Source organism: Maritimimonas sp. 2210JD6-3, assembly GCF_056591795.1.
On the sequence record NZ_JBWQOJ010000025.1, the window covers coordinates 1 to 25,743 of the forward strand.

Annotated in this window: 24 protein-coding genes; 10 read left to right on the forward strand and 14 right to left on the reverse strand. The window is 32.8% G+C overall.

What is annotated here, in order from left to right; translation table 11 throughout:
- Positions 1 to 116: 116 nt before the first annotated feature.
- The gene (locus AC1EUY_RS10960; protein ID WP_480195579.1) at positions 117 to 1,025 is read left to right on the forward strand and encodes a M57 family metalloprotease; all 909 of its coding nucleotides are present in this window, start codon (positions 117 to 119) and stop codon (positions 1,023 to 1,025) included.
- A 57-nt stretch (positions 1,026 to 1,082) separates the two neighbouring features.
- Here the strand turns inward: AC1EUY_RS10960 and AC1EUY_RS10965 are convergent, their stop codons facing one another.
- Together AC1EUY_RS10965 and AC1EUY_RS10970 are read right to left on the reverse strand one after the other, a co-directional pair.
- Positions 1,083 to 2,417, reverse strand: a complete 1,335-nt coding sequence (locus AC1EUY_RS10965; protein ID WP_480195580.1) for a RagB/SusD family nutrient uptake outer membrane protein — start codon at positions 2,415 to 2,417, stop codon at positions 1,083 to 1,085.
- 10 nt (positions 2,418 to 2,427) lie between these two features.
- Entirely contained in the window at positions 2,428 to 5,400 is a 2,973-nt protein-coding gene (locus tag AC1EUY_RS10970; protein WP_480195581.1) for a SusC/RagA family TonB-linked outer membrane protein, read from the reverse strand.
- A gap of 233 nt (positions 5,401 to 5,633) precedes the next feature.
- On the opposite strand from AC1EUY_RS10970, the gene AC1EUY_RS10975 reads away from it, so the two are divergent.
- From AC1EUY_RS10975 to AC1EUY_RS11015, 9 genes are all read left to right on the forward strand, one after another.
- Complete coding sequence (locus tag AC1EUY_RS10975) at positions 5,634 to 6,638, forward strand: AAA family ATPase (protein WP_480195582.1); 1,005 nt, start codon at positions 5,634 to 5,636, stop codon at positions 6,636 to 6,638.
- Positions 6,639 to 6,733: 95 nt separating this feature from the next.
- The gene (locus tag AC1EUY_RS10980) at positions 6,734 to 7,603 is read left to right on the forward strand and encodes a DUF58 domain-containing protein (protein WP_480195583.1); all 870 of its coding nucleotides are present in this window, start codon (positions 6,734 to 6,736) and stop codon (positions 7,601 to 7,603) included.
- An 18-nt stretch (positions 7,604 to 7,621) separates the two neighbouring features.
- Complete coding sequence (locus AC1EUY_RS10985; protein WP_480195584.1) at positions 7,622 to 8,554, forward strand: hypothetical protein; 933 nt, start codon at positions 7,622 to 7,624, stop codon at positions 8,552 to 8,554.
- Positions 8,538 to 9,542, forward strand: a complete 1,005-nt coding sequence (locus AC1EUY_RS10990) for a vWA domain-containing protein (RefSeq protein WP_480195585.1) — start codon at positions 8,538 to 8,540, stop codon at positions 9,540 to 9,542. The genes AC1EUY_RS10985 and AC1EUY_RS10990 overlap by 17 nt, the downstream gene beginning before the upstream one ends.
- Before the next feature lie 39 nt (positions 9,543 to 9,581).
- Positions 9,582 to 9,950: a four helix bundle protein gene (locus AC1EUY_RS10995; RefSeq protein WP_480195586.1), complete on the forward strand. Its 369-nt coding sequence runs from the start codon at positions 9,582 to 9,584 to the stop codon at positions 9,948 to 9,950.
- Between the two features lie 25 nt (positions 9,951 to 9,975).
- Entirely contained in the window at positions 9,976 to 11,019 is a 1,044-nt protein-coding gene (locus AC1EUY_RS11000) for a VWA domain-containing protein (protein ID WP_480195587.1), read from the forward strand.
- A 1-nt stretch (position 11,020) separates the two neighbouring features.
- The gene (locus tag AC1EUY_RS11005; RefSeq protein ID WP_480195588.1) at positions 11,021 to 11,827 is read left to right on the forward strand and encodes a tetratricopeptide repeat protein; all 807 of its coding nucleotides are present in this window, start codon (positions 11,021 to 11,023) and stop codon (positions 11,825 to 11,827) included.
- Between the two features lie 3 nt (positions 11,828 to 11,830).
- Complete coding sequence (locus tag AC1EUY_RS11010; RefSeq protein ID WP_480195589.1) at positions 11,831 to 13,594, forward strand: BatD family protein; 1,764 nt, start codon at positions 11,831 to 11,833, stop codon at positions 13,592 to 13,594.
- Positions 13,595 to 13,671: 77 nt separating this feature from the next.
- On the forward strand, positions 13,672 to 14,427 hold the full coding sequence (locus AC1EUY_RS11015) for a tetratricopeptide repeat protein (protein WP_480195590.1): 756 nt from the start codon (positions 13,672 to 13,674) through the stop codon (positions 14,425 to 14,427).
- Here AC1EUY_RS11015 and AC1EUY_RS11020 read toward each other — a convergent pair.
- The 12 genes from AC1EUY_RS11020 to AC1EUY_RS11075 form a co-directional block, all read right to left on the reverse strand.
- The gene (locus tag AC1EUY_RS11020; RefSeq protein WP_480195591.1) at positions 14,424 to 17,099 is read right to left on the reverse strand and encodes a carboxypeptidase-like regulatory domain-containing protein; all 2,676 of its coding nucleotides are present in this window, start codon (positions 17,097 to 17,099) and stop codon (positions 14,424 to 14,426) included. The genes AC1EUY_RS11015 and AC1EUY_RS11020 overlap by 4 nt on opposite strands.
- Positions 17,100 to 17,165: 66 nt before the next feature.
- Entirely contained in the window at positions 17,166 to 17,909 is a 744-nt protein-coding gene (locus AC1EUY_RS11025; RefSeq protein ID WP_480195592.1) for a GLPGLI family protein, read from the reverse strand.
- A 48-nt stretch (positions 17,910 to 17,957) separates the two neighbouring features.
- The gene (locus AC1EUY_RS11030; protein WP_480195593.1) at positions 17,958 to 18,167 is read right to left on the reverse strand and encodes a hypothetical protein; all 210 of its coding nucleotides are present in this window, start codon (positions 18,165 to 18,167) and stop codon (positions 17,958 to 17,960) included.
- Between the two features lie 529 nt (positions 18,168 to 18,696).
- The gene (locus tag AC1EUY_RS11035; protein ID WP_480195594.1) at positions 18,697 to 19,464 is read right to left on the reverse strand and encodes a class I SAM-dependent methyltransferase; all 768 of its coding nucleotides are present in this window, start codon (positions 19,462 to 19,464) and stop codon (positions 18,697 to 18,699) included.
- An 89-nt stretch (positions 19,465 to 19,553) separates the two neighbouring features.
- Positions 19,554 to 20,372, reverse strand: coding sequence for a type I methionyl aminopeptidase (gene map, locus AC1EUY_RS11040; RefSeq protein WP_480195595.1), 819 nt, complete (start codon positions 20,370 to 20,372; stop codon positions 19,554 to 19,556).
- An 8-nt stretch (positions 20,373 to 20,380) separates the two neighbouring features.
- Positions 20,381 to 20,785 carry a BT0820 family HAD-type phosphatase gene (locus AC1EUY_RS11045; protein WP_480195596.1) on the reverse strand — a complete coding sequence of 135 codons (405 nt, stop codon included), beginning with the start codon at positions 20,783 to 20,785 and terminating at the stop codon, positions 20,381 to 20,383.
- A 41-nt stretch (positions 20,786 to 20,826) separates the two neighbouring features.
- A complete protein-coding gene (locus AC1EUY_RS11050) occupies positions 20,827 to 21,351 on the reverse strand; it encodes a TlpA family protein disulfide reductase (protein ID WP_480195597.1) in 525 nt (174 codons plus the stop codon).
- A complete protein-coding gene (gpmI, locus tag AC1EUY_RS11055) occupies positions 21,348 to 22,862 on the reverse strand; it encodes a 2,3-bisphosphoglycerate-independent phosphoglycerate mutase (protein WP_480195598.1) in 1,515 nt (504 codons plus the stop codon). The genes AC1EUY_RS11050 and gpmI overlap by 4 nt, the downstream gene beginning before the upstream one ends.
- A gap of 4 nt (positions 22,863 to 22,866) precedes the next feature.
- Complete coding sequence (locus AC1EUY_RS11060; protein WP_480195599.1) at positions 22,867 to 23,400, reverse strand: inorganic diphosphatase; 534 nt, start codon at positions 23,398 to 23,400, stop codon at positions 22,867 to 22,869.
- Between the two features lie 15 nt (positions 23,401 to 23,415).
- Complete coding sequence (locus AC1EUY_RS11065; RefSeq protein WP_480195600.1) at positions 23,416 to 23,664, reverse strand: hypothetical protein; 249 nt, start codon at positions 23,662 to 23,664, stop codon at positions 23,416 to 23,418.
- Between the two features lie 123 nt (positions 23,665 to 23,787).
- Positions 23,788 to 24,567 (reverse strand): M48 family metalloprotease, encoded by a 780-nt coding sequence (locus AC1EUY_RS11070; protein ID WP_480195601.1) that lies wholly within the window; start codon positions 24,565 to 24,567, stop codon positions 23,788 to 23,790.
- A gap of 56 nt (positions 24,568 to 24,623) precedes the next feature.
- Positions 24,624 to 25,727 carry a bestrophin family protein gene (locus AC1EUY_RS11075; RefSeq protein ID WP_480195602.1) on the reverse strand — a complete coding sequence of 368 codons (1,104 nt, stop codon included), beginning with the start codon at positions 25,725 to 25,727 and terminating at the stop codon, positions 24,624 to 24,626.
- Positions 25,728 to 25,743: the final 16 nt, after the last annotated feature.

Sequence of the window (25,743 nt, forward strand, 5' to 3'; positions counted from 1 at the left end):
TTTAATAGATAATGTTAATTTAATTAATATGCTTATGAAATAGAAAATAAATTAAAGTACACTAGAAAATGTATTATAAATTAACATTATTGTTTAACTAAAAAAATGTAGAAATCATGAAGTTTTTTTATCTATTATTACTTTCTTTCATTTTATTTTCATGTTCTAATGAAGTTGTTCTAAATGAAAATTTACAATCAAATCAGGACTTAGCTTTATTCAAGTCAAAGGTAATTGAAGGATACAATATTCCGCCTGATGATATAAAATATTTACAAGCAATTGGTTTTTCTGGAAGTTCAGGTGTTGTTCTTGAGAAAACAAATTTAGTCAATGGTAAAGTACATATCTCTTACCTAATGGATGGGGATATAGAAATTCGAAAAGATGAATTAAAAGAAAGAGCAAATATTAACATCTTAAATACAAAGCAATATAGAACCACTAATCTTGTTACTGGATTGCCAAGAACTATTAAAGTTATTGCTGTTAATATAGCAAACGGGACATTAAGACAAGGTTTAATTAATGCTATTCAGAATTACAACAACCTTCCTATTAATTTATCTTTTACGCTTGAATTTAGAAACGTTTTTTCTATATGGCAATTAATAGCAGCTCAAAATCAAAGTGATATACTGGTTTCATTAGGTAGTGGTAGCGCAGGTGGTGTCGCAGGATTCCCATACCCTAATGGGGTTCCCTATGATTCAGTGGTAGTTAATGGATCAACTTCACAATTTGGAGTCGATGTATGTGAACATGTTTATACGCATGAAATAGGGCATTGTATAGGGTTAAGGCACACTGATTATTTTGATCGAACAATATCATGTGGGATTGAATATGATCAATATGGTAATGTTAAAAATCCAAATGAAGGTCAAGCGAATGTAGGAGCAATACATATTCCTGGAACTCCAACAGGTAATGATGTAAGTTCAATAATGAAAGCTTGCTTTGGGGGTTTTGAAACAGGGGAGTTTACAAATTATGATATAACAGCATTAAATTATTTGTACTAAATTGACTAAATAAAAAACCTCGCGCTGATAGCGAGGTTTTTTATTTAGTTGTTAGTGTTAGTTCTGAGTATCTGTTAAAGGTACAGGAAGTACATTATAAACAACATCACCAGCTCTATCGATTGGTAAGATATTTGATAAATCATATCTTCTAAGATCAAACATTCTATGGTTCTCACTCCATAAAGAATATCTACGCTGTCTAAGCATTTCTGTAACCAAGGAAGCATCATCTGTTGCACCCGAATAATTTGGTAAACCCCAAGCATTTCTAATAACATTTAAGGCAGTAACAGCTTCGGTGTTATCATTACCTATTTGGGCTTCAGCATAGACTAGAATTAATTCTTCATTTCTAAGCATATCGATTGGTGAAACATTGGTTGCGTATAAACGAGTTTCATGCGTTCCACTAAGATTATCTTGGGTAGAAGGATCAGGTCTAATTGCAGCTTTTGTACTAACTCTTAGATCACCAGCTTCCGCATCATTAATCCAACTATTATGAACAATAATTTGATCACCATTGTTAGGATCGGCTATAGTTGAAGGACCTTTATATACTGGGTTTGTTAAATCACCACTGCTAGTACTAAATACATGTTTTGGTCCAATGGTTAAATTTCCATTCAAATTAAAATATGAATTACTTAAGGTATTTAATGTACTAGTTTTATCCCCTGCGTACAATGCAGCAATAGCCGCTACCGCTCTATTAAACTCTGCAAAATCTGAAGGGGTATTAAATCCTTCAAATCCAGCTAATGAAAACGAAAAGGTACTACCAGCAGCATTTAAATTTGATAAACCGTCATCTAATAAGTTTCTCACAGCTGCTATGGCATCATTAAATTCTAAAATCGGACCTAAATTCAAATCATCAGATACATCAACTCTTGCTCGATTATATGACTTCAATACTTCAATTAGCTCAAATCCTATGATAGTTTGAGCGAAGCCTACGTAACCAGCTTTCTGAGCTTCAGTCACAGCTTCGGTATTATTAGCTGACTGAATTAAAATATTTGCATTTTTGATAGATCGATATCTGCCAGCCCATGGAGCCGTTGAGTAGAAATCTGTATTTTCTAAGGTAGATCCATTTATACCTAACAAATTAGCTGTGTTTCTTGGGTCAGCATCAAATAGATAGAGTTCTCTAGCCATGGTTCCGCTCGCTGTTGTTTGGATACCTAGAGAATTGCGCATGGTAGATTCAACACCAACAACCAAATTGTTTAGTTGATTTATGGATGCACCCGTTAGAACACCTTCTAAACTTGGTCCATTAGGGTCAGTTTGTTCTTCAAAAGTACAAGATGTTGCTCCTATTAAAAGTATTGCAAAGAGAACAGCATGAACTTTAATTGTATTTATTTTAAATATTTTCATTGCTTTTCTTTTAAAAATTAACATTTATGTGAAAATAAAATTGTTTTGTACTCGGAAAAGGAGTAACATCAATTCCGCTTGATAATCCAGCACTACCATTTGTCGAAACTTCAGGATCATAACCAGTATAATCAGTTATTGTGAATAAATTTCTGGCCGAAACGCCTAATTTTACATTATTTAATCCTCCTAATGATTCAAGAACACTCGAAGGGAGTCTATAATATAAGGCTACTTCACGCAATCTAACATAACCAGCAGGTTCTACAAACCTTGTTGCCACAAAACCAGAAGCGGCTCTTGCTTGGCCAGCTTCTGTATCTAAATCAGGAGTTGTTTGTCCTAAATCAGTTAATAAAGTTGAAAGATTAATATTATTACCACCTTCTTTCCAATGTAACAAGAAAGAAAAATCAAAATTCTTAAGAAATGTAAAGTTATTATTAAATGACATTTGAAAATCGGGTTCAGCATCACCTATTTGAGTAGGAACTCCATTAACACTACCAGCTAATTGAGTTACAGGCTTTCCTTCTTCAATATAATATGTACCAAGTCCTAATCCAAAACCAGCACCTGGTTGCGCGAAAGGCGGGACATCTAGTCGTGTTACTTCTGAATTGTTAAACCAAAAACGGACACCACTATTCCATGAAAAATTCTCAGTATTAAAAGCATTTACATCTAAAGCTAATTCTAAACCTGTATTTTTTAAGTCAGCCAAATTTGTAGTTTCTGTTGTAAAACCAGAAGAAGTAGGTAAGCCTCTACTTAAAATAAGATCTTTTACATTTCTATTATAGTAGGTTGCTTCAAAAGTAACCTTATCAAACAATCGTGTATCAATACCTATTTCAAATTCTTGAGATGTTTCAGGCTCAATATTAGGATCACCTTTAGCAGGATTAATTGTCGATCCACCATTGCCGCCGATAGAGGTAGCATTTAAGCTAGTAAATAGAGAACCAAATCCAGCCGAAGAACCGGTCTCACCGTATGCTGCTCTAAGCTTAAATTGATTAATTGATTCCGATTTCCAAAAATCAAAATTATTTAAATTAACAGCCAACGAAGCTTTCGGGAAACCATAAAATTTATTTGGATCTCCGTTTAAAGTAGATTTATCAAATCTATATCCTAAAGTTCCAATAAAACGATCCTTATAATTACCTTCTAATTGAGCAAAATATCCAAACTCTCTCACTGAAAAGGTTCTCTGAATAATACTTTGATTATTACCTTGATTTAAATTAGTTTGATTCGGAATTAAATCTGAAGTATTGCTCAGAACTAAATCCCCTACTTGATCTAAATAGGTTATACCAGCTTGTGTTGTCAAGCCCAAATCACCGTCTATGGCGTCGTGACTCCAAACTCCAATTACTTGTGAGTTAAAATTTGTAAACCCGTTTTTACCAACACCAATAAATCCGTTTTGACCGCTGGCAATTGTACCTTGGTGTGTTTCAGGAACATAAACATTGGTTTGGTTTGCTAAGTAATCCAAACCTAAATTAGTTACTAATTTCACTCTATTTTTATCGTCACTAAAAAGATTTGTATTTATTTTTAAACCTTGAATAAAACGATTGTTTAAATCTTCATTTTTAGCTTGATCTCTAACAAAAATAGGATTACCAGTATAGTTAGGATTGTTTGGGTAATTGCCCTGCTCGTCTGGAAATAAGTTATTCCAGGGTCTTGTAAATGCTAAGGTATATCCATAACTCAACCCTCCTTCATTTTCATTTCCAGTAAAACTTCTACTAGAAGTACTTCTAACATAATTTGAGCTAAGTGAAAAGTCAAAAGTATTAGAAATTTTATGGTCTACATTCGCTTTAATTGATAAGCGTTCATAACCAGTATTCTTTATAATTCCTTCTTCATCTCTGTAGGAGGCACCAACATAAAATTTTGTTTTCTCGTTACCACCATCAGCACTTATTTTTGTCTCGGTTATTAGTCCTTTTTCTCCATATATAATATCTTCATAATCATATAAACTTCCTCTTTCAGCTATTGTAGCATTGAATTTATCTACTTCCGCTTGAGCCGTTGCTCTATTATTAGCATCTTCAACTGGGTCATCACTTGGAGAATAAAATGCATTGAAAACACTATCAGCAGTCCATTTTCTTAGACCAATAGGATTAGCTATCTCAGTGAATCCTACATCTTGGCCAAATCTAAATCTTGTTTTTCCGCTTTTTCCTCTTTTCGTCGTGATTATTACTACACCAGCATTCGCGCGAGTTCCATAAATAGCGGCAGCAGAAGCACCTTTTAATACTTCTATATTCGCAATATCATTTGGATCAATATCAGCTATTCTATTCGCTGAATTTTCTTCATTACCTCTATTGGCTCCCGAGGCAAAACGTAAGCCTGAAGGAATTTCAACGTTATTTATATAAACTCCGTCAACTATAAACAAGGGTTGATTATTTCCGTTTATTGAAGAAATTCCACGAAGTCTAAGTGCAATACCACCTCCGGGGGCACCAGAAGATGATGTAATATTAACACCCGTCAATTTACCATATAAAGCGCCATCAACAGTACTTTGACCCGTATTACCTACTAACTCTTCAGCCGAAACTGTAGATACTGCATTAGCAAGATTCGCTCTTTTAACCGAAGAAGCTAAACCCGTAACAACAACCTCATCTAAACTTTCAGCATCTTCAGATAAAGTAATATTTACAGGTTGACTTGCATCACTAACAGATATTTCTTTGGTAATATAACCTATAGAAGACACCACTAATGTTGCAGGCAAACTAGATACATCAATTGAAAAATTACCATCATCATCGGTAGTTGTTCCATTTGAGGTTCCTTTTTCTACAACGGTAGCAAAAGGGATCGATTGATTTTTAGTATCACTTACCTTTCCTGTTATTGTTTGCGAAAACAAACATAGCGGAGCAATAAACAATACTAGAAATAATGCTTTTTTAATTTCTAATAGTTGTTTCATGTATTCGAATTAATTAGTTATTAGTATAACAAATATTGTTTTTTTTACATAAACAGCAAAATTTTTATCGAAAAAGAATGTATAATTGAATATTAGGTGTGAATAATTGTTATTCTTTTAAAATTCTAAACATGCGTCATTTAACCAATTTTTAACAAGACAATCAAGGGTTTAGCACTAAGTTTGCTTTCCTGTAAAAATTGATTTAGTATTGTAAAAATTTTTAAAAGTGTATGGAAGAAACAAGTACAAGTGTTGATATTAGAGCGATTAGTGAAAAGATAGAAAAAGAGAGTGCTTTTGTAGATTTACTAAATTTAGAGATGAACAAAGTAATCGTTGGTCAAAAGCACATGGTCGAACGATTGTTAATAGGTCTTTTAGGTAATGGTCACATACTTCTTGAGGGTGTTCCAGGCTTGGCAAAAACATTAGCAATTAACACCTTGTCTAAAGCTGTTAAGGGTTCGTTTAGTCGAATTCAATTTACACCAGATTTGTTACCAGCCGATGTTATAGGAACTATGATTTATAATATTAAAGAAAATGACTTTTCTATTAAAAAGGGACCCATTTTTGCAAATTTTGTACTAGCTGATGAGATCAATCGAGCACCAGCAAAAGTGCAATCTGCATTATTGGAAGCTATGCAAGAACATCAAGTAACGATTGGTGATAGTTCTTTTAAACTAGAACAACCATTTTTAGTAATGGCAACTCAAAACCCTATCGAACAAGAAGGTACTTATCCATTACCAGAAGCACAAGTCGATCGTTTTATGTTAAAAACAGTTATCGATTATCCGAAGCATGCCGAAGAGCAACTCATTATGCGTAATAATCTCAAAGGAAACTTTGAAAAGGTGAATGCAGTTGTTGATCTTAAGCAGATTTTATCGGCTAGAGAAGCGGTGAAAGCTGTATATATGGATGAAAAGATAGAAAAATATATACTCGATATCATTTTTGCTACACGTTATCCTGAAGAATTTAGATTACCAGAATTAAAGCCTTTAATTAGTTTTGGAGCTTCGCCGAGAGGAAGTATCAATTTAGCGATGGCTTCAAAATGCTATGCCTTTATAAAACGTCGTGGCTATGTGATCCCAGAGGATGTTCGTGCCGTAGTTCATGATGTTTTGAGACATCGCGTAGGAATCACCTATGAAGCCGAAGCCGAGAATATAACTTCAGTAGATATTATTAATAAGATTGTTAATCAAGTTGAAGTACCTTAAATCTTTACTGTCATTCCTGAAAAAACAGGAATCTGATTATTAACTACTCAAATTTCTAAGGTTTCGCATTAAATGCGGAATGACACTAAAAGAAAATGGATACTAAAGAAATACTAAAAAAAGTACGTAAAATAGAGATCAAGACACGTCGTTTGTCTGATCATATTTTTTCAGGAGAATACCACAGTTCTTTTAAAGGACGTGGTATGACTTTTTCTGAGGTACGCCAATATCAATACGGTGATGACATTCGTTCTATTGATTGGAATGTCACTGCGAGATATAATGAACCCTACGTAAAAGTCTTTGAAGAAGAACGCGAGCTAACAATGGTGTTAATGGTTGATGTTAGTGGATCAGAATTCTTTGGAACTACACAACAGTTTAAAAGAGATACCATTACTGAAATCAGTGCAACACTGGCATTCTCTGCCATTCAGAACAACGATAAAGTAGGATTGTTATTATTCTCTGATGAGATAGAATTGTTTATTCCTCCCAAAAAAGGTAAGTCACATGTACTACGTATTATCAGAGAATTAATAGAATTTAAACCTAACAGTAAAAAGACAAATATTGAGCAAGCATTGCGTTATTTCTCGAATGTAATGAAAAAGAAAGCAATCGTGTTTATTCTGTCTGATTTTATAGATGATGATTATGATAATGCTTTGAAAATTGTGGGTAGAAAGCACGATGTTACAGGTATTAGGGTTTATGATAAATACGAAGAAGAGATTCCAGCCTTAGGTATTGTGCCGATGCTTGATGCAGAATCGGGCAAGACTGTATTGGTTAACACGAATTCGAAACAAGTTAGAACAAATTATAAAGCGCAATACTTAAAAACTGTTGCTTATTTTCAGAACACATTTACACGAAGTGGTTCAGGAACTATCAATACAAGAATTGATGAAAGTTATGTAAAAAAATTATTAAGCTATTTTAAACGACGTGGATCTTAAATGAGGTTATAAGTAAAAATGAAAAGATATTTAACACATATTGCCCTATTGATAAGCTTAATTGTTGTTGCACAACAACAACCTAAGGTTTTTGTTAAGGCTGATACTACTAAGATTAGAATTGGTGAACAAATTAATTATGAAATTATTGTCGAGAACACTGATAAAGGTATTGTATTTCCTGAAATAGAATTAGATAGTTTTCGTAAAATAGAAGTAGTGGCCTCACTACCAATCGATACATTGAAAGATAAATTGATAAAAAAATACGCGCTTACGAGTTTTGATAGCGGGCAATATGTATTACCTCAGCAACGTGTTTTTATCTGGAGTCAAGAATTTTTAACAGATTCACTCACAATAGATGTGGGCACTGTTGCTGTTGACACCCTTAAACAACCCATGTATGAAATAAAGGCGATTCAAAATGAACCTTATACCTTTGAAGATTTTAAAAAATACTTATTATGGATTTTAGCAGTTTTAATCCTTATTGCGGCTGCAATCCTATACTTTGCACTTAGAAAGAAGAAAACACCAGAAGCATTAGCAGCTGCAATTCCGCCTTATGAACTAGCGTTAAAACGATTGAAAGAATTAGACGCTAAACAACTTTGGCAAAAGAATAAGATGAAACAGTATTATGTAGAACTTTCAGATATCGTGAGAACCTATATAGAGCGAGATCTTAACATTCCTGCATTAGAATCTACTACCGAAGAGTTGATAGAATCGATGACTGATTTTAGTAATTCATCAACCAAACTTACTATTTCTAAAGAGACGATAGCAAAATTAGATAAACTACTTAAAGAATCTGATTTGGTCAAGTTCGCAAAGTATAAGCCATTGGTAAATGAAATAGAATTGCATAGACAAGATGCAAGACATGTAATAGATGATTTGAAACCCAAAATTAGTAAAGACGACGACGATGAAGCTGTGGAATAATTTAGAGTTTACAAATCCAGAATTTTTGTGGTTGTTAGTAGTAATCCCACTGTTGATAACGTGGTATTTCTTTACGAAGAATAAGCGCAGTGCTCGGCTTAAAATGGCGAGTACGAAAGGATTTGCGCAACAGTCTTTTTTAGCCAAACTAAAACCATTTTTAAATGTACTGAGGTTGCTAGCGCTAACAGCATTAATTATTGCGTTGGCTAGGCCCAGAAATGTAGAGGTAAGCAAGCGCACTAAAACTACCAGAGGTATTGATATTGTAATGGCTATTGATGTTTCAGCAAGTATGTTGGCCAAAGATCTAAAGCCGAATAGACTTGAAGCCTTAAAAGAAGTTGCTACTAATTTTATTAATAAACGACCAAATGATAGAATTGGTGTCGTTGTATATGCTGGTGAAAGTTTTACACAAACGCCTATTACTAGTGATAAACGCATTGTAAAGAACACGATTAGAAAACTGCGTTGGGGAGATCTTGAAGGAGGTACAGCCATTGGCATGGGCTTAGGATCGGCAGTAAATAGGCTTAAAGAAAGCAAAGCAAAAAGTAAGGTAATAATATTGTTAACCGATGGTGTCAATAATGCAGGTTTTGTTGACCCAAGAACAGCTACAGAATTAGCAAAAGAACTCGGTATCAAGGTTTACACCATTGGCTTAGGAACGAATGGAACGGCATTGTTTCCTTATGCTAGAGATGCATCGGGTATTTTGATGTTTCGAAATATGCAAGTAGAAATTGATGAAGATTTACTGAAGTTCATTGCCGAACAGACCGAAGGCACCTACTTTAGAGCTACCGATAATAAAAAATTGGCATCAATTTATGATGAGATTAATAAACTAGAAAAAACAGAAATAGAAGAATTTAAATACTATAATTATCAAGAGCGTTATCGACCTTTGGTTTTGTTGGCAGGATTTTTAGTATTGTTAGAAATGCTTTTAAGATTTACAGTATTTAGGAGTTTTATTTGATTTATGTGGATTTGTTTATAGGTGGTTTGTGTATTAGATATGAAAGAATTTGAGTATTCATTTGAGAGGTTAGAGGTTTGGAAAGAATCTATTGAATTAGTAAAATTAATTTATAAGATTACAAATGAATTTCCGTCAGAAGAAAAGTTTGGTTTAACAAGTCAACTTAGAAGAGATTCTGTTTCAATTTCTTCTAATTTAGCTGAAGGAACATCAAGAATAACAAAAAAGGACAAGGCTCATTTCACGACACTGGCATTTAGTTCTTCTATAGAAGTATTAAATCAGCTAATTATTAGTAGAGAGCTAAAGTTTATTTCAAAAGAAGAGCTAGAAGCAATTAGAAAAAGAAATACTAAAATTACTAATATGTTAAATTCTTTACGGAAATCTCAAATTAACAATTAAACTCATAACCAGATAAACAATAATAATGTATCAATTAGAAGAACAAAAATATTTTATCTATTTCGCAGCAATTGCGTTGCTTCTGGTTGCATATTTTTTAATGGCTTTATGGAAACGTAAAAAGCAACAAAAATTTGCAGATGCAGAACTATTGGAAAGACTGAGTCCAGAATCTTCTTCTTTTAAATCCATTTTAAAAGTTATAACTGTTGCCTTGGGCCTATCTTTTTTAATTATAGCATTGGTAAACCCAAAAATGGGTACAAAACTTAAAACAATTAAAAGACAAGGAGTAGATGTTGTCTTTGCTCTAGATGTTTCTAGAAGTATGTTGGCCGAAGATATAGCTCCAAACCGTTTAGAAAAAGCAAAGCAAATTATCTCTAAAATAATTGACAAGCTCGGTAGTGATCGGGTCGGGATTATTATTTATGCAGGGAATGCATATCCGTTATTACCTATAACAACCGATCATGCCGCAGCAAAAATGTTTTTGCAAAATGCAGAACCTAATATGGTTTCATCTCAAGGTACAGCGATTAATGAAGCGCTTAAGCTTGCGAAAAGTTACTTTGATGATGATGATCAAACGAATCGCTATTTGTTCGTGATTTCAGATGGAGAAGATCATGAAGAGAATGTGAGTTATATTGCCAATGAAGCTATTGAAGAAGGCATAAAAATTTATAGTATTGGTATCGGAACGAACAAAGGAGGCCCTATTCCGTTGAAAAGAGATGGTACGCTAATTGGATATAAAAAAGATAGAAAAGGCGAAGTTGTTATTACCCATCTCAATGATAAAACACTAAAAACTATTGCCTCTGATGGTAAGGGTGAGTATTTACTTGGAACCAGCACTTCAAAAACGGTAGATTATATAGATGAATTATTATTGGCAGCAGATAAAAAAGAATTTGAAACGAAGCAATTTTCAGATTTTAAAGATCAGTTTCAGTGGTTTATTGGTTTGGGTCTATTATTTTTAGTGTTAGATATATTTATGTTTGACAAGAAGACTTCTTGGATTCAAAAATTAAACTTGTTTAACGAGAAAAAAACTGAATGAAATGGTACGATTATTAGTAGTATGTTGTTTAATTTCTTGTGTTTCTTTTGCTCAAAAAAAGAAACCTCAAAAGCCTAAAATTGAGTTACCCGCAAAGCAAATCATTCGCGATGGTAACGATTTTTATAATAAAGCAGATTTCGCTGAAGCAGAAAATCAATATCAAAAAGCTTTAGAAATTAACCCTAATTACGAAAAAGCTACCTATAATCTTGGTAATGCGAAATATCAACAAGGTAAGTTTAAAGAAGCTGTTCCGCAATACGATTTGGTTACAAAAACAACAGAAGATAAATATGTGAGAGCAGAAAACTTTCATAATATCGGTAATGCGATGATGAAGCAGAAGCAATATGATAAAGCTATAGATGCGTATAAAAATGCACTACGAAGTAACCCGAATGATGATGAAACACGCTATAACCTTGCGCTAGCTCAAAAGTTGCGAAAGAATGAAGCAGATAATAAAAAAGACGATAAGAATAATAAAGATAAGAACGATAAAAAAGAAGACGAAGAGAAAAAGAAAAACGACAAGAATAAAGATAATAAAGACAAAAAAGATGAAGGAGATAATGGCGAAAAAGACAAAGATAAGAAAGGAGATAATAAAGAAGATCCTAATAAGGATAAGCAAGGAGATAGTGAAGAAAAGAAACAGCAGCCAAAGCCTCAAAAAAATAAATTATCTAAGCAACAAATAAAGCAGTTACTAGAAGCGATGAATAATGAAGAGAATAAAACGCAGAAAAAAGTAAATGCAAAGAAGGCAAAAGGTAAAAAAATAAAACAAGAAAAAGATTGGTAGTTTGTGAAGCGACTTAGTTTTATCATAGCATTATTTTTTAATCTTGTTGTACTTGCTCAAGAAGTAGATTTTAAGGTCGAAGTGAGTAAAACAAGTCTAGGCGTTAATGAGCGCATACGCCTCAAATTTTCAGTAAATAGACAAGGTGTAGATGATTTTAAATTACCTGATTTAAAAGATTTTAAAATTGTTGCGGGGCCCATGACAGGCACTAATTTCAGTTCTATCAATGGTAAAATGTCATTCGAACAATCCTATACCTATACATTGCAACCCAGAAGACAAGGTGTATTAACTATAGGCGAGGCAACTGCAAATTATAAGGGTGAAAAAATTACGACAAAACCTTTAAAAATTACGGTTACGAAGCCAGTTGAAATACCAAAAGACCCGAACGATCCTAATTTTATTGCTTCTAAGAATATTTTTTTAGTAACTGAGATTTCAAATACAAATCCGTATGTAGGGGAAACTATATCAGTAGTTTATAAGCTTTATGTAAATGTGAACAATGTTTCCGTATTAGGAAGAAGAACTGTTGACTTTCCCACATTTAATGGTTTTTGGAGTCAAAATGTTGATGTACAAGGTACCGGAGCTAAAGATGGAACGTATCAAGGAACTCAAATGCGATATGTAATTGAGGGGAAGGCAGTACTTATTCCTCAAAAATCAGGTTCAATTACTATAGATGGAATGAATGTTGAAGTTGATGTAGAAGTGCCTATTAATAGAAGAAGTAGGTTTGGCAATATACTAACGCGTACGGTAACGTATTCGGCTTCTTCAGGAAAAAGAACTATAAATGTTAAACCACTACCTGTAGCCAATAAGCCCGCAAACTTTTCGGGAGGTGTTGGTGAATTTGAATTTAATGTAAGTTCTAGTAAGACGACATTAAAAGCGAATGAGTCTGCTCAGATAAAAGTAGAAGTCTCAGGTCAAGGAAATTTAAAATTAATAGAGTTGCCTACTATTGAAACTCCTAATGGTCTAGAACGCTATGAGCCAGAACATAAAGAAAACATACGAAACAATTCTAGTAGGCTAACAGGTAAAGTGTATGATAGCTATACAGTAGTACCGCAGTTTCGAGGAAAGTATAAAATACCGCCTGTATCGTTTTCTTACTTTAGCTTAAAAGACAAAACATATAAAACCATTACAAGTGAACCCTTGGTTTTAAATGTCAATGAAGGCAAAGCGATGGGTAATGCCGTATCAAGCACAAATACGAATAAAGTTGATGTAGTTTCGACAGGTACTGCGTTACGATATATTAGTACTACTACTAACTTAACTTCTGCAAAAAAGAAAAAAGACTTTTTGAATTCTAATTTATTTTATGTCTTATTAGCGTTACCGCTACTTACAATCCCTTTAGGGATTTTCATCGGGAGAAAGAAACGAGCGCGTGATCGCGATATTGTTGGGAATAAACGTAGAAAAGCTGATCGCTTAGCGCGGAAATATTTATCTGAAGCTAAGAAACAATTAGGACATAAGGAAGCCTTTTACATCGCACTAGAAAAAGCCCTACATAATTATTTAAAAGCTAAATTGCAGATTGAAACTTCAGATATTAGTAAAGATAAAATAGCTGAAATTTTAAAAGAAAAAGATGTAGATGGTTCTGATATTAAAGACTTTATAAAAGTACTAGATGATTCTGATTTTGCTCGCTATGCACCATCAACGAATGTAATGATGCAAAACGATTATGACCGAGCAAGAGATATCATTACAAAATTAGATAAACAATTATAGCGTCATTCCGAATGAAGTGAAGGAATCTGTTGAATGAGATTGCCACGTCATTTTATTCCTCGCAATGACAAAAAAATATGAAAAAACTTTTTTACATAGCATTTATTTTATTTATAAGCTTATTACCTGCCCAGCAGGAAAATGAATTATTTTCGAATGCAAATAAACTCTATCAAGAAGAAAAATACAGTGAAGCGATTACTATTTATGAGCAATTAGAATCTCAACAACTGGTTTCAGATGATTTGTTTTATAATATGGGAACGGCCTATTATAAACTAAATCAGGTAGCACCCGCTGTATATTATTTAGAAAAAGCGTTACTACTAAATCCAAACAATGCAGACGCAAAGCATAATTTAGCCTTTGCAAAACGGATGGCAATAGATACTATTGACGCATTACCCAAAACCATTGGACAACGTTTTTCTGAAGGATTTATTCAAAAGCTAACTTATAATACATGGGCGTGGCTTGGGGTATTATTTGCCTTTATATTTGCCACCTTCTTTTTATTATATCATTTTGCTTATGAGTCTGCTCGGAAAAGATTTTTTTTCGTAAGTAGTTTGATTGCTGCTGTGTTTGCCTTGGCATCCATAGGCTTTGCGTATAACAATTTTGAATATGTAAAGAATAATAGATATGCTATTGTTTTTGAACAGCAGGTACATGTAAAAAGCGCACCTACAGCAACGGGTGATATCGTTTTTGAATTGCATGAGGGCACTAAAGTGAAACTCTTAGAGAAAGTTGATAATTGGGAAAAAATAAAATTAGCAGATGGTAAAATAGGATGGTTGCAGAGTGAGGATATAAGAGCGTTGGGTTAGATTTTGTAAGTTATGGTAAAGAGCCATATTCTTGGTTGGATAAAAGTTCTATTATTGCTGATTACTAAGTTAGAAAATGAATTTCTGTTTTTGAAACTAGCTCCTAAAATATTGGTACCACTTATTTTAAAACCCCAAGCACTATCCTCTTTTTGATAAAATAAAGAGGCATTGGCTATTTCATAATTATTTTTAGCACCATTATTATCTCGATAGGTGTTTCTTGAATAATCAGCTAATAAGGTAAAACTATTCAAAAAATTGTATTCTAAATTTACGTAAGGGTTTTCATTACTAAACTTAGAATCAGTATTTAAAGAAGAAAAATCACTAAAATTTTTATCGAAACCTATTTCTACATTAGGTGTTTTTTTAAAGTTCGTGTTTAATTCCAAGCCAAAACTCTGCGATTTAGATGTGTTTTTAGAGTTAACGTTATTTACCTGTTGAATATAATCAGAAAAGCTTAAACTACCTTTTACTTTTAAAGTAAAATGCTTATTCAGTTTTTTTCTAATATTGGTATTAATATTCCAATTCGTTTCTGGGTTATCTATTAAAAAAGGTTGTAAAAATTGATTAATCCCGTCAACCTGTAACTGATTTCTTATAACATCTGTTTTTCTAGTATATCCCAAACTAGCATTCATAACGATACCTCGATATAAACTAAATTTTGTATACCATAACCTAGCTGCATGAAACAATTCGTTTTCTAAGTTTTCATTACCTGTTATAACAGCATTATATCTTAATAGCTGGAATCTGTTCACATATTTTGGAGCGTCAGGAAAAGAACTTCTTAGGTTGTATTTAAAGTTTAATTTCTCAGATTTATTGAATTCTATTTTCGCTAGAAAATCGGGTAACCAAACTAATTTATTACTTTTAATTCTTGTAGATTGATCTATATTCCAATTGTAGTTATGTAAAGCAATACCATATTTAAAAGTAGCAATGCCCACTTTAAATTTGTGTTGAATGCCTACTGAAAAGTCATTTAATCGAAAGTCAAGGTTATTGCCAAAACTATTATTATTGAAGTTATTTATTTCATTAGTTGATAATACTTGAAACTCATTGGTGGTATAGCTCTCATTTAAATAATTATTGCTTACAGTTGTATAAATGTGATTACTATTGTTTAAAACCCAATAATGTTTAAAAATAGTATTCAAGTTGTGAAGTTGTAATGCTATATTCTGATTGATATTATATTGTGAATCATCTTGAAGAGGTAAGATGGCTTGTAAAAATTGTTGATTTGTCAACCAATTATTTGTGGCATCGTTTTTACTATAGTCGTAATTTATCGAGAGTGACGAAGTATGTTTTCTTGAAAACTTTTTATGCCATTCAAAATTTTGTTTTAGGGTACTATTATCAACTCTATTTCTAGTATTTAAGTTATTACTACTATTAAGTGTTTCTATATTTAGAAAGTTTTCATTTTCATTTTCAGCTATTTTATAAAAGGCAGCATATGCTATATCATCTTTTGTAGTAGGCGTATAATCTAAGTTAATTTTAGACATTAAAAAGGTGTTATTATCTCTACCACTATTAACCCTATTTTCTATGGTTTGTGTGTTACCTGCTATATATTCATTTACACTTTCATCTTGTGTATCTGTTTTAGTATTTGAGAGAATGACATACGCAGAAATATCAAAGTTATTAGTAACCTCTTGGGTAATATTAAAGGCCCCAAATTTATTTTCATTAGCAATAAAATCAGTATTTTCTAAAAAGTTGGCAAAGTCATTATTAGATAATTTAAAATAGGAACCAGGATCAGTAAAAAGTTTGCCAATACCACCTTCAAAATTTATGTACTCTTTTATGGTAAATGATTTTAAACCAATATCATTGATATCACCAATAAAATTAATGTTGGTTTTGGGACTATAATAAAATACGTTAGGATGTACTAAGTAATGTTCATTATCTCCACCACCAGCTTCAAGATCGCCAAAGACAAATTTGTTCTTATCTTTTTTAAGTTTCACATTTAGTGCCATTTTATCACTATCTGTTAATCCTTTTAAAAAAGTAACTTCGCTATAATTATCTAACACTTCTACACCATCTACAGCATTAGCAGGTATGTTCTCAACTCCTAATTTTGTACTCCCATCGAAAAAAGTTTTACCGTCAACTAACAATTTAGTGACTTTTTTACCCATTACAGTGATAGACCCATTTTTTTCTACTTCAACACCTGGTAACTTCTTAAGTACTTGTTTAAGCTTACGTTCGGTACCCGATGTAAAAACTTTAGTATCATAAATAATAGTATCTTCTTTAACCAGTACAGGGATTTTATGAGTTAATACTACTTCATCTAAGGTATTAGCACTCGGCTTAAGTGTGATATTTTTGACAAAATTTTCAGAAGCCTGAACTTGAAAGTTGATTGTTTCATAACTTAGATAACTTACGGTAACATTGTATGTAATGCCTTTTTGAAGCTTAAGCTTGTAATTTCCACTCTCATTACTAATAGCAAAAGTCATATCTATATCCTGAGCAATAGGTTTTGCAAGGATATTAGCAAAAGCTAATGGGTTTGATTCACCAGATACTTTGCCTGTTATTATTATTTGCTGAGCAAATAAAGAGCTTAATACGAAAAAAAGAACTGCACTATGTAATATACGTACACTATACATTAAACATTATAAATTTGCACCTCCTGTTATAGAATAATTTTAATATAGAAAAAATATTCTTAATACTTAGTTTCGACTATAATCCTTCATTAGCTCAATACCTATTTCGTCAAATTCACTTTTTGTTACTTTTTTCCCCTTTAAGGGTTCCTTAATTATTATTTCTTCTTCGGGGTTTAGAGTAATGTCGCTGATATAATATTTAAAATTATGAAGCTCTAATTCTACTATTAAACCCGGTAAACCATAAAACCCTAAAGGGCCAAAGGAGTAGGGTAAACTAGGCGCGTACCATGCTGTAATTGGAGTTTCGATAATGCCATTTCGGCCTTTAGTAATTTTAACAGTTGTAGCTTTATAACAATCATACTTTCCTATTTTTTTAGTTTCATCTGCTAATTTCCATGAGATTTTAGGGTTGGTAATAATAAACTTTTGACCATAAGCATCCAATTGAGTTTTACTTATACCCTTTTTTTTATTTGTATAATAAATACCACTGCCATCAGGGCCAACGGCTAAGCCATAATACCTTTTGTTTTCAAGCTCTAAAACATCTTTAGCTTTAAAAAGGCTTAAATCCTCATTAAATGTTAATTCAAAATTAATGCTCTTTAGAGTTTCAATTGAGTTTTTCTCCATTCTTTCAGCATTCCTATATAAATTAGGATTCGTTTCTTTCCATTTTTTACCCCTCTCGGATTCTGTGATAGATTCTAAAATTTCTTTTTTATATGACACAATTCCAAAATTTTGAGCAAAACCTACACTAAATGATATTATCAAAATATAAATAATATTTTTTTTCATTTTTTTAAAGAAGGGCCATTTAGGCCCTATTCTATTTAGAGATTAATATTAACAGTTTTCTTCGTAGTATTTATTTGTATAATACCATTCCCAATAGGGATCTCCAATTCCCATATCTGTACCATAATCCCAAGCCTCTTGAAAACAATTGACAAATAAGGCAATAGAACTATCATTACTTTTTTCATTTGATGCGTTGGCAATAGAAAAAGAACCAAAAGCAAACATAAATACTAGTACTAAAATTATTTTTTTCATAATTATAAATTTTTAATGTTGTTAAACTTTTTAATAAGTCTACGAGGTATGTTACTTTTGCAACATGCTCCTCTGGTTATTTGGGTAGTTTGCTATTTCATTGGCAAGTGGTTTTAAGTTAAATATATTTCACGGTATGTTTTTCTTATTTACATCTAATCAGAGGTTCTTTGATAATAACAATATATTTCCTAGCCTATACTTTTGGAATAGGAGTTTATTAATATCAGTTACAAACTGACACCTTATGTTTGGGTTTATTTGATAGCTAAAAAGCTAAAGAATGTTGGTTAAGTACTCTAAAAGTAAAAAAAAAAAAAAAGGCATTTAACAAAATAATTTAAGAAATTCAATAAAAATACCCAGAAACCATGATGCACTACCCAGAAACCACTAGATCGTATTTTTAAAACCAATATATGTATAGTTGCGAATCGTGTATGGTTGATACTTCTGTTGTGTTTTTCTAAGAAGAATTTTAAAGTGATACAGCGGTGAGATCCTGAAACAAGTTCAGAATGACAATTAATTACTTATAACATACAGGCAAAATTTCATTTTTCATCAATCTATAGGTATCAATCTCAATTTTAGATAATTTTTTAGAGTATTTTACTTCATCTACTTTAAAACCAACTGAACGTAAGCGATCAAAATAATCACTACCATAAATGCGTACATGGTCGTATTGCCCAAAGTGTTTAGCACGCTCTTCGGGTGAAGTAATACTAAAATCTTCATAGGTTTTATCTCTAGAATAATCTTGAGGTATTTGAAAAATACCAAAACCACCTTTTTTAAGTACACGGTATAATTCGCTCATCGCTTTTTTATCATCTTCAATATGTTCTAAGACATGATTACAAAAAATAATATCAAAACTAGCATCCTCAAAAGGGAGATCACAAATATCTGCTTTTACATCGACGATAGGTGAGTAGAGGTCAGCTGTAATGATATCTAAATGTTTTAGTTTCTTAAAACGGTCTAAAAAGCATTGTTCAGGCGCCATATGTAAGACTTTTTTGGGCTTTGTAGCATCAAAAAAATCAGTTTCATTTTGCAAGTATAACCACAGTAAACGATGTCTTTCTAAGGAGAGTGTACTTGGTGAAAGTACATTAGGTCTTTGTGTTCCGTACCCATAAGGTAAAAATTTACGAAAGCTTTTACCGTCTATAGGGTCGGTATATTTAGATCCTTTTAAATACAAAGCAAATAAAGGGCGTACCCAATAACTTGCCTTTATGAGTATAGGCCTAGGAATCGTATTAAGGATGTGTTTGAAAAGCGACACAAATATTATTTTAATGTCATTTCGAAATGAGCTACCAAAGTTCGGAGCGATTGAGAAATCTAGATTTCTCACCCAAAGGTTCGAAATGACTAGATTGTTAATTTAACTTGTCTAAATTCATTCTCCTCATCACTTTTAATGCCTAGTGCTTCATAGATATAAGCAAACGTAGAAAGTAATTCAGGCTTTCCATTTATAATAGCTACATCATGTTCAAAGTGCGCTGATGGTTTTCCGTCAAGGGTCAAAATAGTCCAACCGTCTTTAAGCTGCTTAATTTTATGCGTACCCATATTAATCATAGGTTCTATGGCGACTACCATACTTTCAATGAATTTTTTTCCCCGCCCTCTTTTTCCATAGTTTGGCATTTCTGGATCTTCATGCATCTTTTTTCCTAAACCGTGACCTACGAGTTCACGAACTACACCATATCCATGTTTTTCACAGTAATTTTGAATAGCAAAGCCAACATCACCCACACGATTTCCAGCTTTGAACTCACGAATACCAACATATAAACTTTCTTTGGTAACCCTTAACAACTTTTTGGTCGCTTCATCAACCTCACCAACTTCAAAAGTATAGGCATGATCACCATAGAATTCGTTTTTTATAACACCACAATCTATAGATATAATATCACCATTTTCTAAAGGCTTATTGTTAGGAATACCGTGTACTACCTGCGCATTAGGGCTCATACATAGGGTATTCGGGAAATCATACAATCCCAAAAAACCAGGAACACCACCGTGGTCTCTAATAAACTCTTCTGCTAGCGCATCGAGCTGTAATGTTGTAACACCGGGCTGTACTTCTTTAGCAAGCATACCTAGTGTTTTCGAAACTATCAATGCACTTTCGCGCATGAGTTCTATTTCTTCTGCTGTTTTAGTTTTAATCATATTTCTTTTTAAAAACGCCAAAAGCCTTTTTTCTTTTTTTTCTCTAAATGCTCTGGAGGTCTATCGGTTATTATTTTATAGATCTCTCCCCAGCCTAACATACCACCAACATTACGATCATCGATAAAAACATCAGCATTTATTTTTCTACTTACCTTTCCTTCAAAAGTTTCTTCTGGGTAATTTTTATTAACAGCATAAAACTCAATACCATTTTTTTTGCAAAATTCAACAGCTTCGTTTAGTTTTTCTCCATGTCTGTAGGTCCATAATATCAAGCGATGACCATCTCCCTTAAGCTCTTTTAACGTTTCAAAAGCAAATATTTTAGCACTCCCAATATCAGGATAGGCATCTTCGACGATGGTGCCATCAAAATCTACAGCGATTATCAAATGGTTTTTTGGTAGCATTTCCCTCTTTTAATTTTCCGCAAATTTAGTGTTTTTTAACTTTAATGAATTTGATAAGAATGTTTGTAGTTTTTACCTTTTAGTATTGTTAATAAATCCTTCTCTAATGATTTTCTTGGTTTTTCTACATAACGCGCAATTTCTTTGCCATTTTTAAAGAAAATAAGCGTAGGTGTTCTTTTAATATGAAAACCTTCTTGTAAGTTGTTCGGAGTTTTTTTTGAGCGATCAAGTGCGATTACTTCAAGATTTTTTTCGTCAAAATTAATCGCTTCTAAAATTTTATAGAATCTTGGTATTTCGCGATGACTGTCATGACACCACACAGACATAAATACCTTTATGGATATGCCTTTTGTAAGGTTGCGTAATTTTTTAATGGCTTTATCATCTAACTCATAATGATTGTAACTTTCATCATACCATGTTACATGCGGTTTAACTTTAAAATCTTTTTTGGTTTTTATACCTATATGATCAGCTCTATTTTGTGTAATCGTCTCTTTTTCTTGCGCATAAAATTGGAAAGAAAACAAGATAAAAACGAGTGTTAGAATTTGTTTCATACTAATGATTCTTCATTCATAATTTTTGGTTTATCAACTCCCAATAGCTTTAAAATTGTAGGAGCAATATTCGATAAGATACCATCTTTAATTGATGTAATTTCATCATCAACAACAATTATTGGAACCGGATTTGTGGTGTGTGCTGTATTTGGTGAACCATCAGGGTTCAGCATCATATCGCTATTACCATGATCTGCAATTATGATGCCAGTATAGTCGTTTTTTACCGCACTAGTTACGATTTTTTCTACACAACTATCTACTGTTTCAGCAGCTTTAATAGCAGCTTTAAAATCACCTGTATGTCCCACCATATCGGTATTTGCAAAATTTAGGCATATAAAATCTGCTTCTTGCTCATCTAATTCGGGCAAAATGGCATCCGTAATTTCTTGAGCGCTCATTTCGGGTTGAAGATCATATGTGGCCACTTTAGGAGACGGACATAGCAGACGTTTTTCACCTTCAAATTCTTTTTCGCGCCCTCCAGAAAAGAAAAAAGTAACATGCGGATATTTCTCAGTTTCGGCAATACGTATTTGTTTTTTACCATGTTGAGATAACACTTCACCTAACGTTTCGGTTAGATCTTCTTTAGGATAGATTACATTGATATTTTTAAATGTATCATCGTAATTGGTCATAGTTACATAATGCAAATTAAGTTTGTGCATATTTTGCTCATGAAAATCTTCTTGGCTTAATGCTTGCGTAAGTTGACGTCCGCGATCGGTTCTAAAATTGAAGAAAATAACGACATCATCATCTTTTATTGTTGATATAGCATCTCCATTAGCATCTGTTATTAGAATTGGTTTAATGAATTCATCTGTAATATCGCTATCATAACTTTCTTGAATTGCTGTAATAGGATCGCTTGTTTTTGTACCAATTCCATTCACTAGTAGATCATAGGCGAGCTTAACACGCTCCCAGCGCTTATCGCGATCCATCGCATAATAGCGACCGATAATTGATGCTAACTTAGCATTATGTTCTGGCAAAAAGTTCTGAAGTTCTTCAATAAAACCCTTTCCAGATTTAGGGTCAACATCACGACCATCTGTAAAGGCATGTACAAAACTTTTTAATCCGTTATCGTTTGCAGCACTTACCAATCCCTTTAAGTGATTGATGTGTGAATGTACACCACCATCTGAAACCAAGCCTACAAAATGAACATTCTTATTATTCTCTTTTGCATAATGAAAAGCATCTTGTAATACTTTTTCTTTAGCAAGTTTACCTTCTTGGGTAGCAATATTTATTTTGGCCAATTCTTGATAGACAATACGACCAGCACCAATATTCATATGCCCTACCTCGCTATTCCCCATCTGCCCTTTTGGTAAGCCTACATGTAAGCCATCAGTTCTGAGGGTAGCATGGGGATATTTTTTATATAATGAGTCGATAAAAGGAGTATTCGCTTGATCGATAGCAGATACTTTCGGATCTGGCGAAATTCCCCATCCATCAAGTATTAATAAAATAACTTTTTTGTTCATATATCTATTTTTTGAACTTTTCTTTATAATCAACAATACTTTGTTGCACAATTTCTAAAGCTGTCTCTCTATTCTGAAAATTCTCAACGACTACCGTTTTATTCTCCAGCTTTTTATAATCTTCAAAGAAATTTTTCAACTCTCTAAAAAAATGACGTGGCAATTCTTCGATAGAATTGATATGATTTACAGACATATCATTGACAGCCACTGCTATTATTTTATCATCTTTTTCTCCACCATCTAACATGCGCATTACACCAATTACTTTAGCATCAACCAAACACATAGGCACAATGGTTTCTTGTGAAAGCACCACAATATCTAAAGGATCATTATCATCACAATAGGTTTGCGGAATAAAACCATAATTAGCAGGATAATACATAGAAGAATAGAGTACGCGGTCTAATTTAAGCATACCACTATCTTTATCTAATTCGTATTTTGCCCGCGTATTTTTGGGTATTTCTATGATTGCATTTACTACTTTAGGAGTATGCTCTCCAACACTCACTTCATGCCAAGGATTCATCATATTTTTATAAAGATGTTAAAACTTTACAAAGTTAAAGATTATGAGCAGAATAGCTGCTATAATAGCAAACCCAATAACGAAAACGTTTTTTATCTGCTGATTTTTTTTGTTTTCATTTTGAAGACGTTCACGAATTTCTTTAAGTTGTTGAGGTGTCGGTTTTTTATCTATGGTACCACCTTTGTACTTACTATTTTTGTACTCTTTTAATTTTTCGAATGTACTAACTCTAGAATGCTTATTGTTTTTTAAGCTAGTGATCATTCCTTAAATAGAACAACAGCCAGGCATAATTGTTGATTTTCTGATTACTGCTTTTTGCGAAGCAATAGCTACGTATTACTTATAATATCAGTAATTATAAAAGAGGAATTGATACAACGATTACTACTTTCTATACTTCTGAATAGCTTCTTTAATCTTTTCGATTCTGTTTTCTGGATCTGGATGTGTACTTTGAAATTCTGGTGTTCTATTAGGACCAGCAGCAGCTTTTAAGATTTGCATAACACCGATCATTTCTTCTGGTTGATAGCCCGCTTCTATCATAAATTTAATGCCTAAATCATCACTTTCTAGTTCATCTTCACGCCCATATTTCATATTGACTACATTGGCGATCATAGCAGCCATTTGCCCAGTATCACCACCACCGCCTACCATAACACCCGATAGAATACCTTGCGTTAGACCTTGATTTGCCATACGTTCAGCAGAATGGCGACCCAATACATGGCCAATTTCATGACCCAAAACACCTGCTAACTGATCTTCGTTTTCTAGTTTGGAAAAAAGTGCATAGGTGATAAATATTTGTCCTCCTGGTAATGCGAAAGCATTAATAGCTTGTGGATCTCTTAATAAGTGAAAATCATAACGATATGGTGTTTGTCTAGCAACACTACTACTTACTAAACGTTGTCCTACTTTATCAACTAAATCTTGAGCTTTCTGATCTGGGTATAAACCTCCATGTTGTTGCGCCATTTTTGGTGCACTTTCTAGACCTAGCGCAATCTCTTGTTCTGTACTTAAAGCGATACTTTGCTTTTTACCTGTATAAGGATTTGTTTCTCTTTGAGAATAATATTTAAAAAGTGAAAATAAAACAATTCCTGCACCAATTAGTAATCGTATTTTAAACCCACCACTTCTTCTTCCAAACATGATTTTTTAGTTTTTGTATTAATGAGTGCTAAAGATACAAATATTTTAATTTTTCATTACATAACGATATCATTCTTCCATTCGTAAGGTTCAGGAATATTGTTGTCATCAATTAATTGACGAATATCTATTTCAATACCTCTACTCATATTTGTAATAGGCACATCATTAGGCCCCCCTTCAAAAGGATTTTCAGTGTTTTCACCAATTTTTTCCATTGTGTGGAATACCCAAGCTATTAGTGTACTAAAAGGTATAGAAAACCAAACAAAATGATTACCAATAAACAGTTGTAATTTTTGAGTGAACTCAAAATATGCAGGGTTATTTATAAGATAGTTTACAACATTATCTCCAATGGTTTGGAAGCCTTCCATGATTCCAAACGGAAGTAAAATGATAAAAATCCAAACAAAAATGTAGTTAATGGTTGCGTATTGTCTTGGGTATGGGAAGTTTTTAATACGTTCACTTTTTCCTTGTAATGTATAAAATTCAGTAAGCATATTGTTCATTTCCATATGCCGAAAATCTTCTATATATCCTTGTTGTTTTAGTTCTCTTAATCTTCTAGACTGAATACCTAAGATCTGAGAAGCTTGATTACCTTTGGCGAACAACTCTTTATACTCTTCTTTAGAAATGTAGTCTTTTATTACATTTTCAATAGGAATTTCATTTTCACAAACGCGGTATTGAGATTCTCTAAATTCTTGATTTGATTTATTGTTTTTTAAGTGAGATTCCCAAGGTTTATCTTTACGTAATTGATAGCGTAACGCAGTTAGCCAAGCTACATGTCGATGCACGAGTTCTTTATGAATAGTATGCAATTTATCATTCGATACTTTTTTTTCTGCATGATCATTGGTAATAAAATCTTTTACCATTATAGTCCATGAGCGAGAAGCATTTACAATACCACCCCAAATCTTTCGTGCCTCCCATAAACGATCGTAAGATGCATTGTTTTTAAACGAAACGATAAAAGCGACAGCTGTACCTAAAACACTTAGTGGTAACCAAGGCACGTGCAACCATTTCCAGCGGAAAATATCAAATAAAAGAACAGGTATAGTTGCAATAATTAGAAATAGTAAGATGTGACGACGTGTCCATCTTATAACAATGTTAATAGGAAAAATACGTTTTGTGTACATTGAGAAATTTTAGATT

Excerpts from the sequence above, each read along its gene's own strand:
- AC1EUY_RS10960 (WP_480195579.1), top strand. The coding sequence starts at position 117 with ATGAAGTTTTTTTATCTATTATTACTTTCTTTCATTTTATTTTCATGT.
- AC1EUY_RS10965 (WP_480195580.1), bottom strand. The coding sequence starts at position 2,417 with ATGAAAATATTTAAAATAAATACAATTAAAGTTCATGCTGTTCTCTTT.
- AC1EUY_RS10970 (WP_480195581.1), bottom strand. The coding sequence starts at position 5,400 with ATGAAACAACTATTAGAAATTAAAAAAGCATTATTTCTAGTATTGTTT.
- AC1EUY_RS10975 (WP_480195582.1), top strand. The coding sequence starts at position 5,634 with ATGGAAGAAACAAGTACAAGTGTTGATATTAGAGCGATTAGTGAAAAG.
- AC1EUY_RS10980 (WP_480195583.1), top strand. The coding sequence starts at position 6,734 with ATGGATACTAAAGAAATACTAAAAAAAGTACGTAAAATAGAGATCAAG.
- AC1EUY_RS10985 (WP_480195584.1), top strand. The coding sequence starts at position 7,622 with ATGAAAAGATATTTAACACATATTGCCCTATTGATAAGCTTAATTGTT.
- AC1EUY_RS10990 (WP_480195585.1), top strand. The coding sequence starts at position 8,538 with ATGAAGCTGTGGAATAATTTAGAGTTTACAAATCCAGAATTTTTGTGG.
- AC1EUY_RS10995 (WP_480195586.1), top strand. The coding sequence starts at position 9,582 with ATGAAAGAATTTGAGTATTCATTTGAGAGGTTAGAGGTTTGGAAAGAA.
- AC1EUY_RS11000 (WP_480195587.1), top strand. The coding sequence starts at position 9,976 with ATGTATCAATTAGAAGAACAAAAATATTTTATCTATTTCGCAGCAATT.
- AC1EUY_RS11005 (WP_480195588.1), top strand. The coding sequence starts at position 11,021 with ATGGTACGATTATTAGTAGTATGTTGTTTAATTTCTTGTGTTTCTTTT.
- AC1EUY_RS11015 (WP_480195590.1), top strand. The coding sequence starts at position 13,672 with ATGAAAAAACTTTTTTACATAGCATTTATTTTATTTATAAGCTTATTA.
- AC1EUY_RS11020 (WP_480195591.1), bottom strand. The coding sequence starts at position 17,099 with ATGTATAGTGTACGTATATTACATAGTGCAGTTCTTTTTTTCGTATTA.
- AC1EUY_RS11025 (WP_480195592.1), bottom strand. The coding sequence starts at position 17,909 with ATGAAAAAAAATATTATTTATATTTTGATAATATCATTTAGTGTAGGT.
- AC1EUY_RS11030 (WP_480195593.1), bottom strand. The coding sequence starts at position 18,167 with ATGAAAAAAATAATTTTAGTACTAGTATTTATGTTTGCTTTTGGTTCT.
- map (WP_480195595.1), bottom strand. The coding sequence starts at position 20,372 with ATGATTAAAACTAAAACAGCAGAAGAAATAGAACTCATGCGCGAAAGT.
- AC1EUY_RS11045 (WP_480195596.1), bottom strand. The coding sequence starts at position 20,785 with ATGCTACCAAAAAACCATTTGATAATCGCTGTAGATTTTGATGGCACC.
- AC1EUY_RS11050 (WP_480195597.1), bottom strand. The coding sequence starts at position 21,351 with ATGAAACAAATTCTAACACTCGTTTTTATCTTGTTTTCTTTCCAATTT.
- gpmI (WP_480195598.1), bottom strand. The coding sequence starts at position 22,862 with ATGAACAAAAAAGTTATTTTATTAATACTTGATGGATGGGGAATTTCG.
- AC1EUY_RS11060 (WP_480195599.1), bottom strand. The coding sequence starts at position 23,400 with ATGATGAATCCTTGGCATGAAGTGAGTGTTGGAGAGCATACTCCTAAA.
- AC1EUY_RS11065 (WP_480195600.1), bottom strand. The coding sequence starts at position 23,664 with ATGATCACTAGCTTAAAAAACAATAAGCATTCTAGAGTTAGTACATTC.
- AC1EUY_RS11070 (WP_480195601.1), bottom strand. The coding sequence starts at position 24,567 with ATGTTTGGAAGAAGAAGTGGTGGGTTTAAAATACGATTACTAATTGGT.
- AC1EUY_RS11075 (WP_480195602.1), bottom strand. The coding sequence starts at position 25,727 with ATGTACACAAAACGTATTTTTCCTATTAACATTGTTATAAGATGGACA.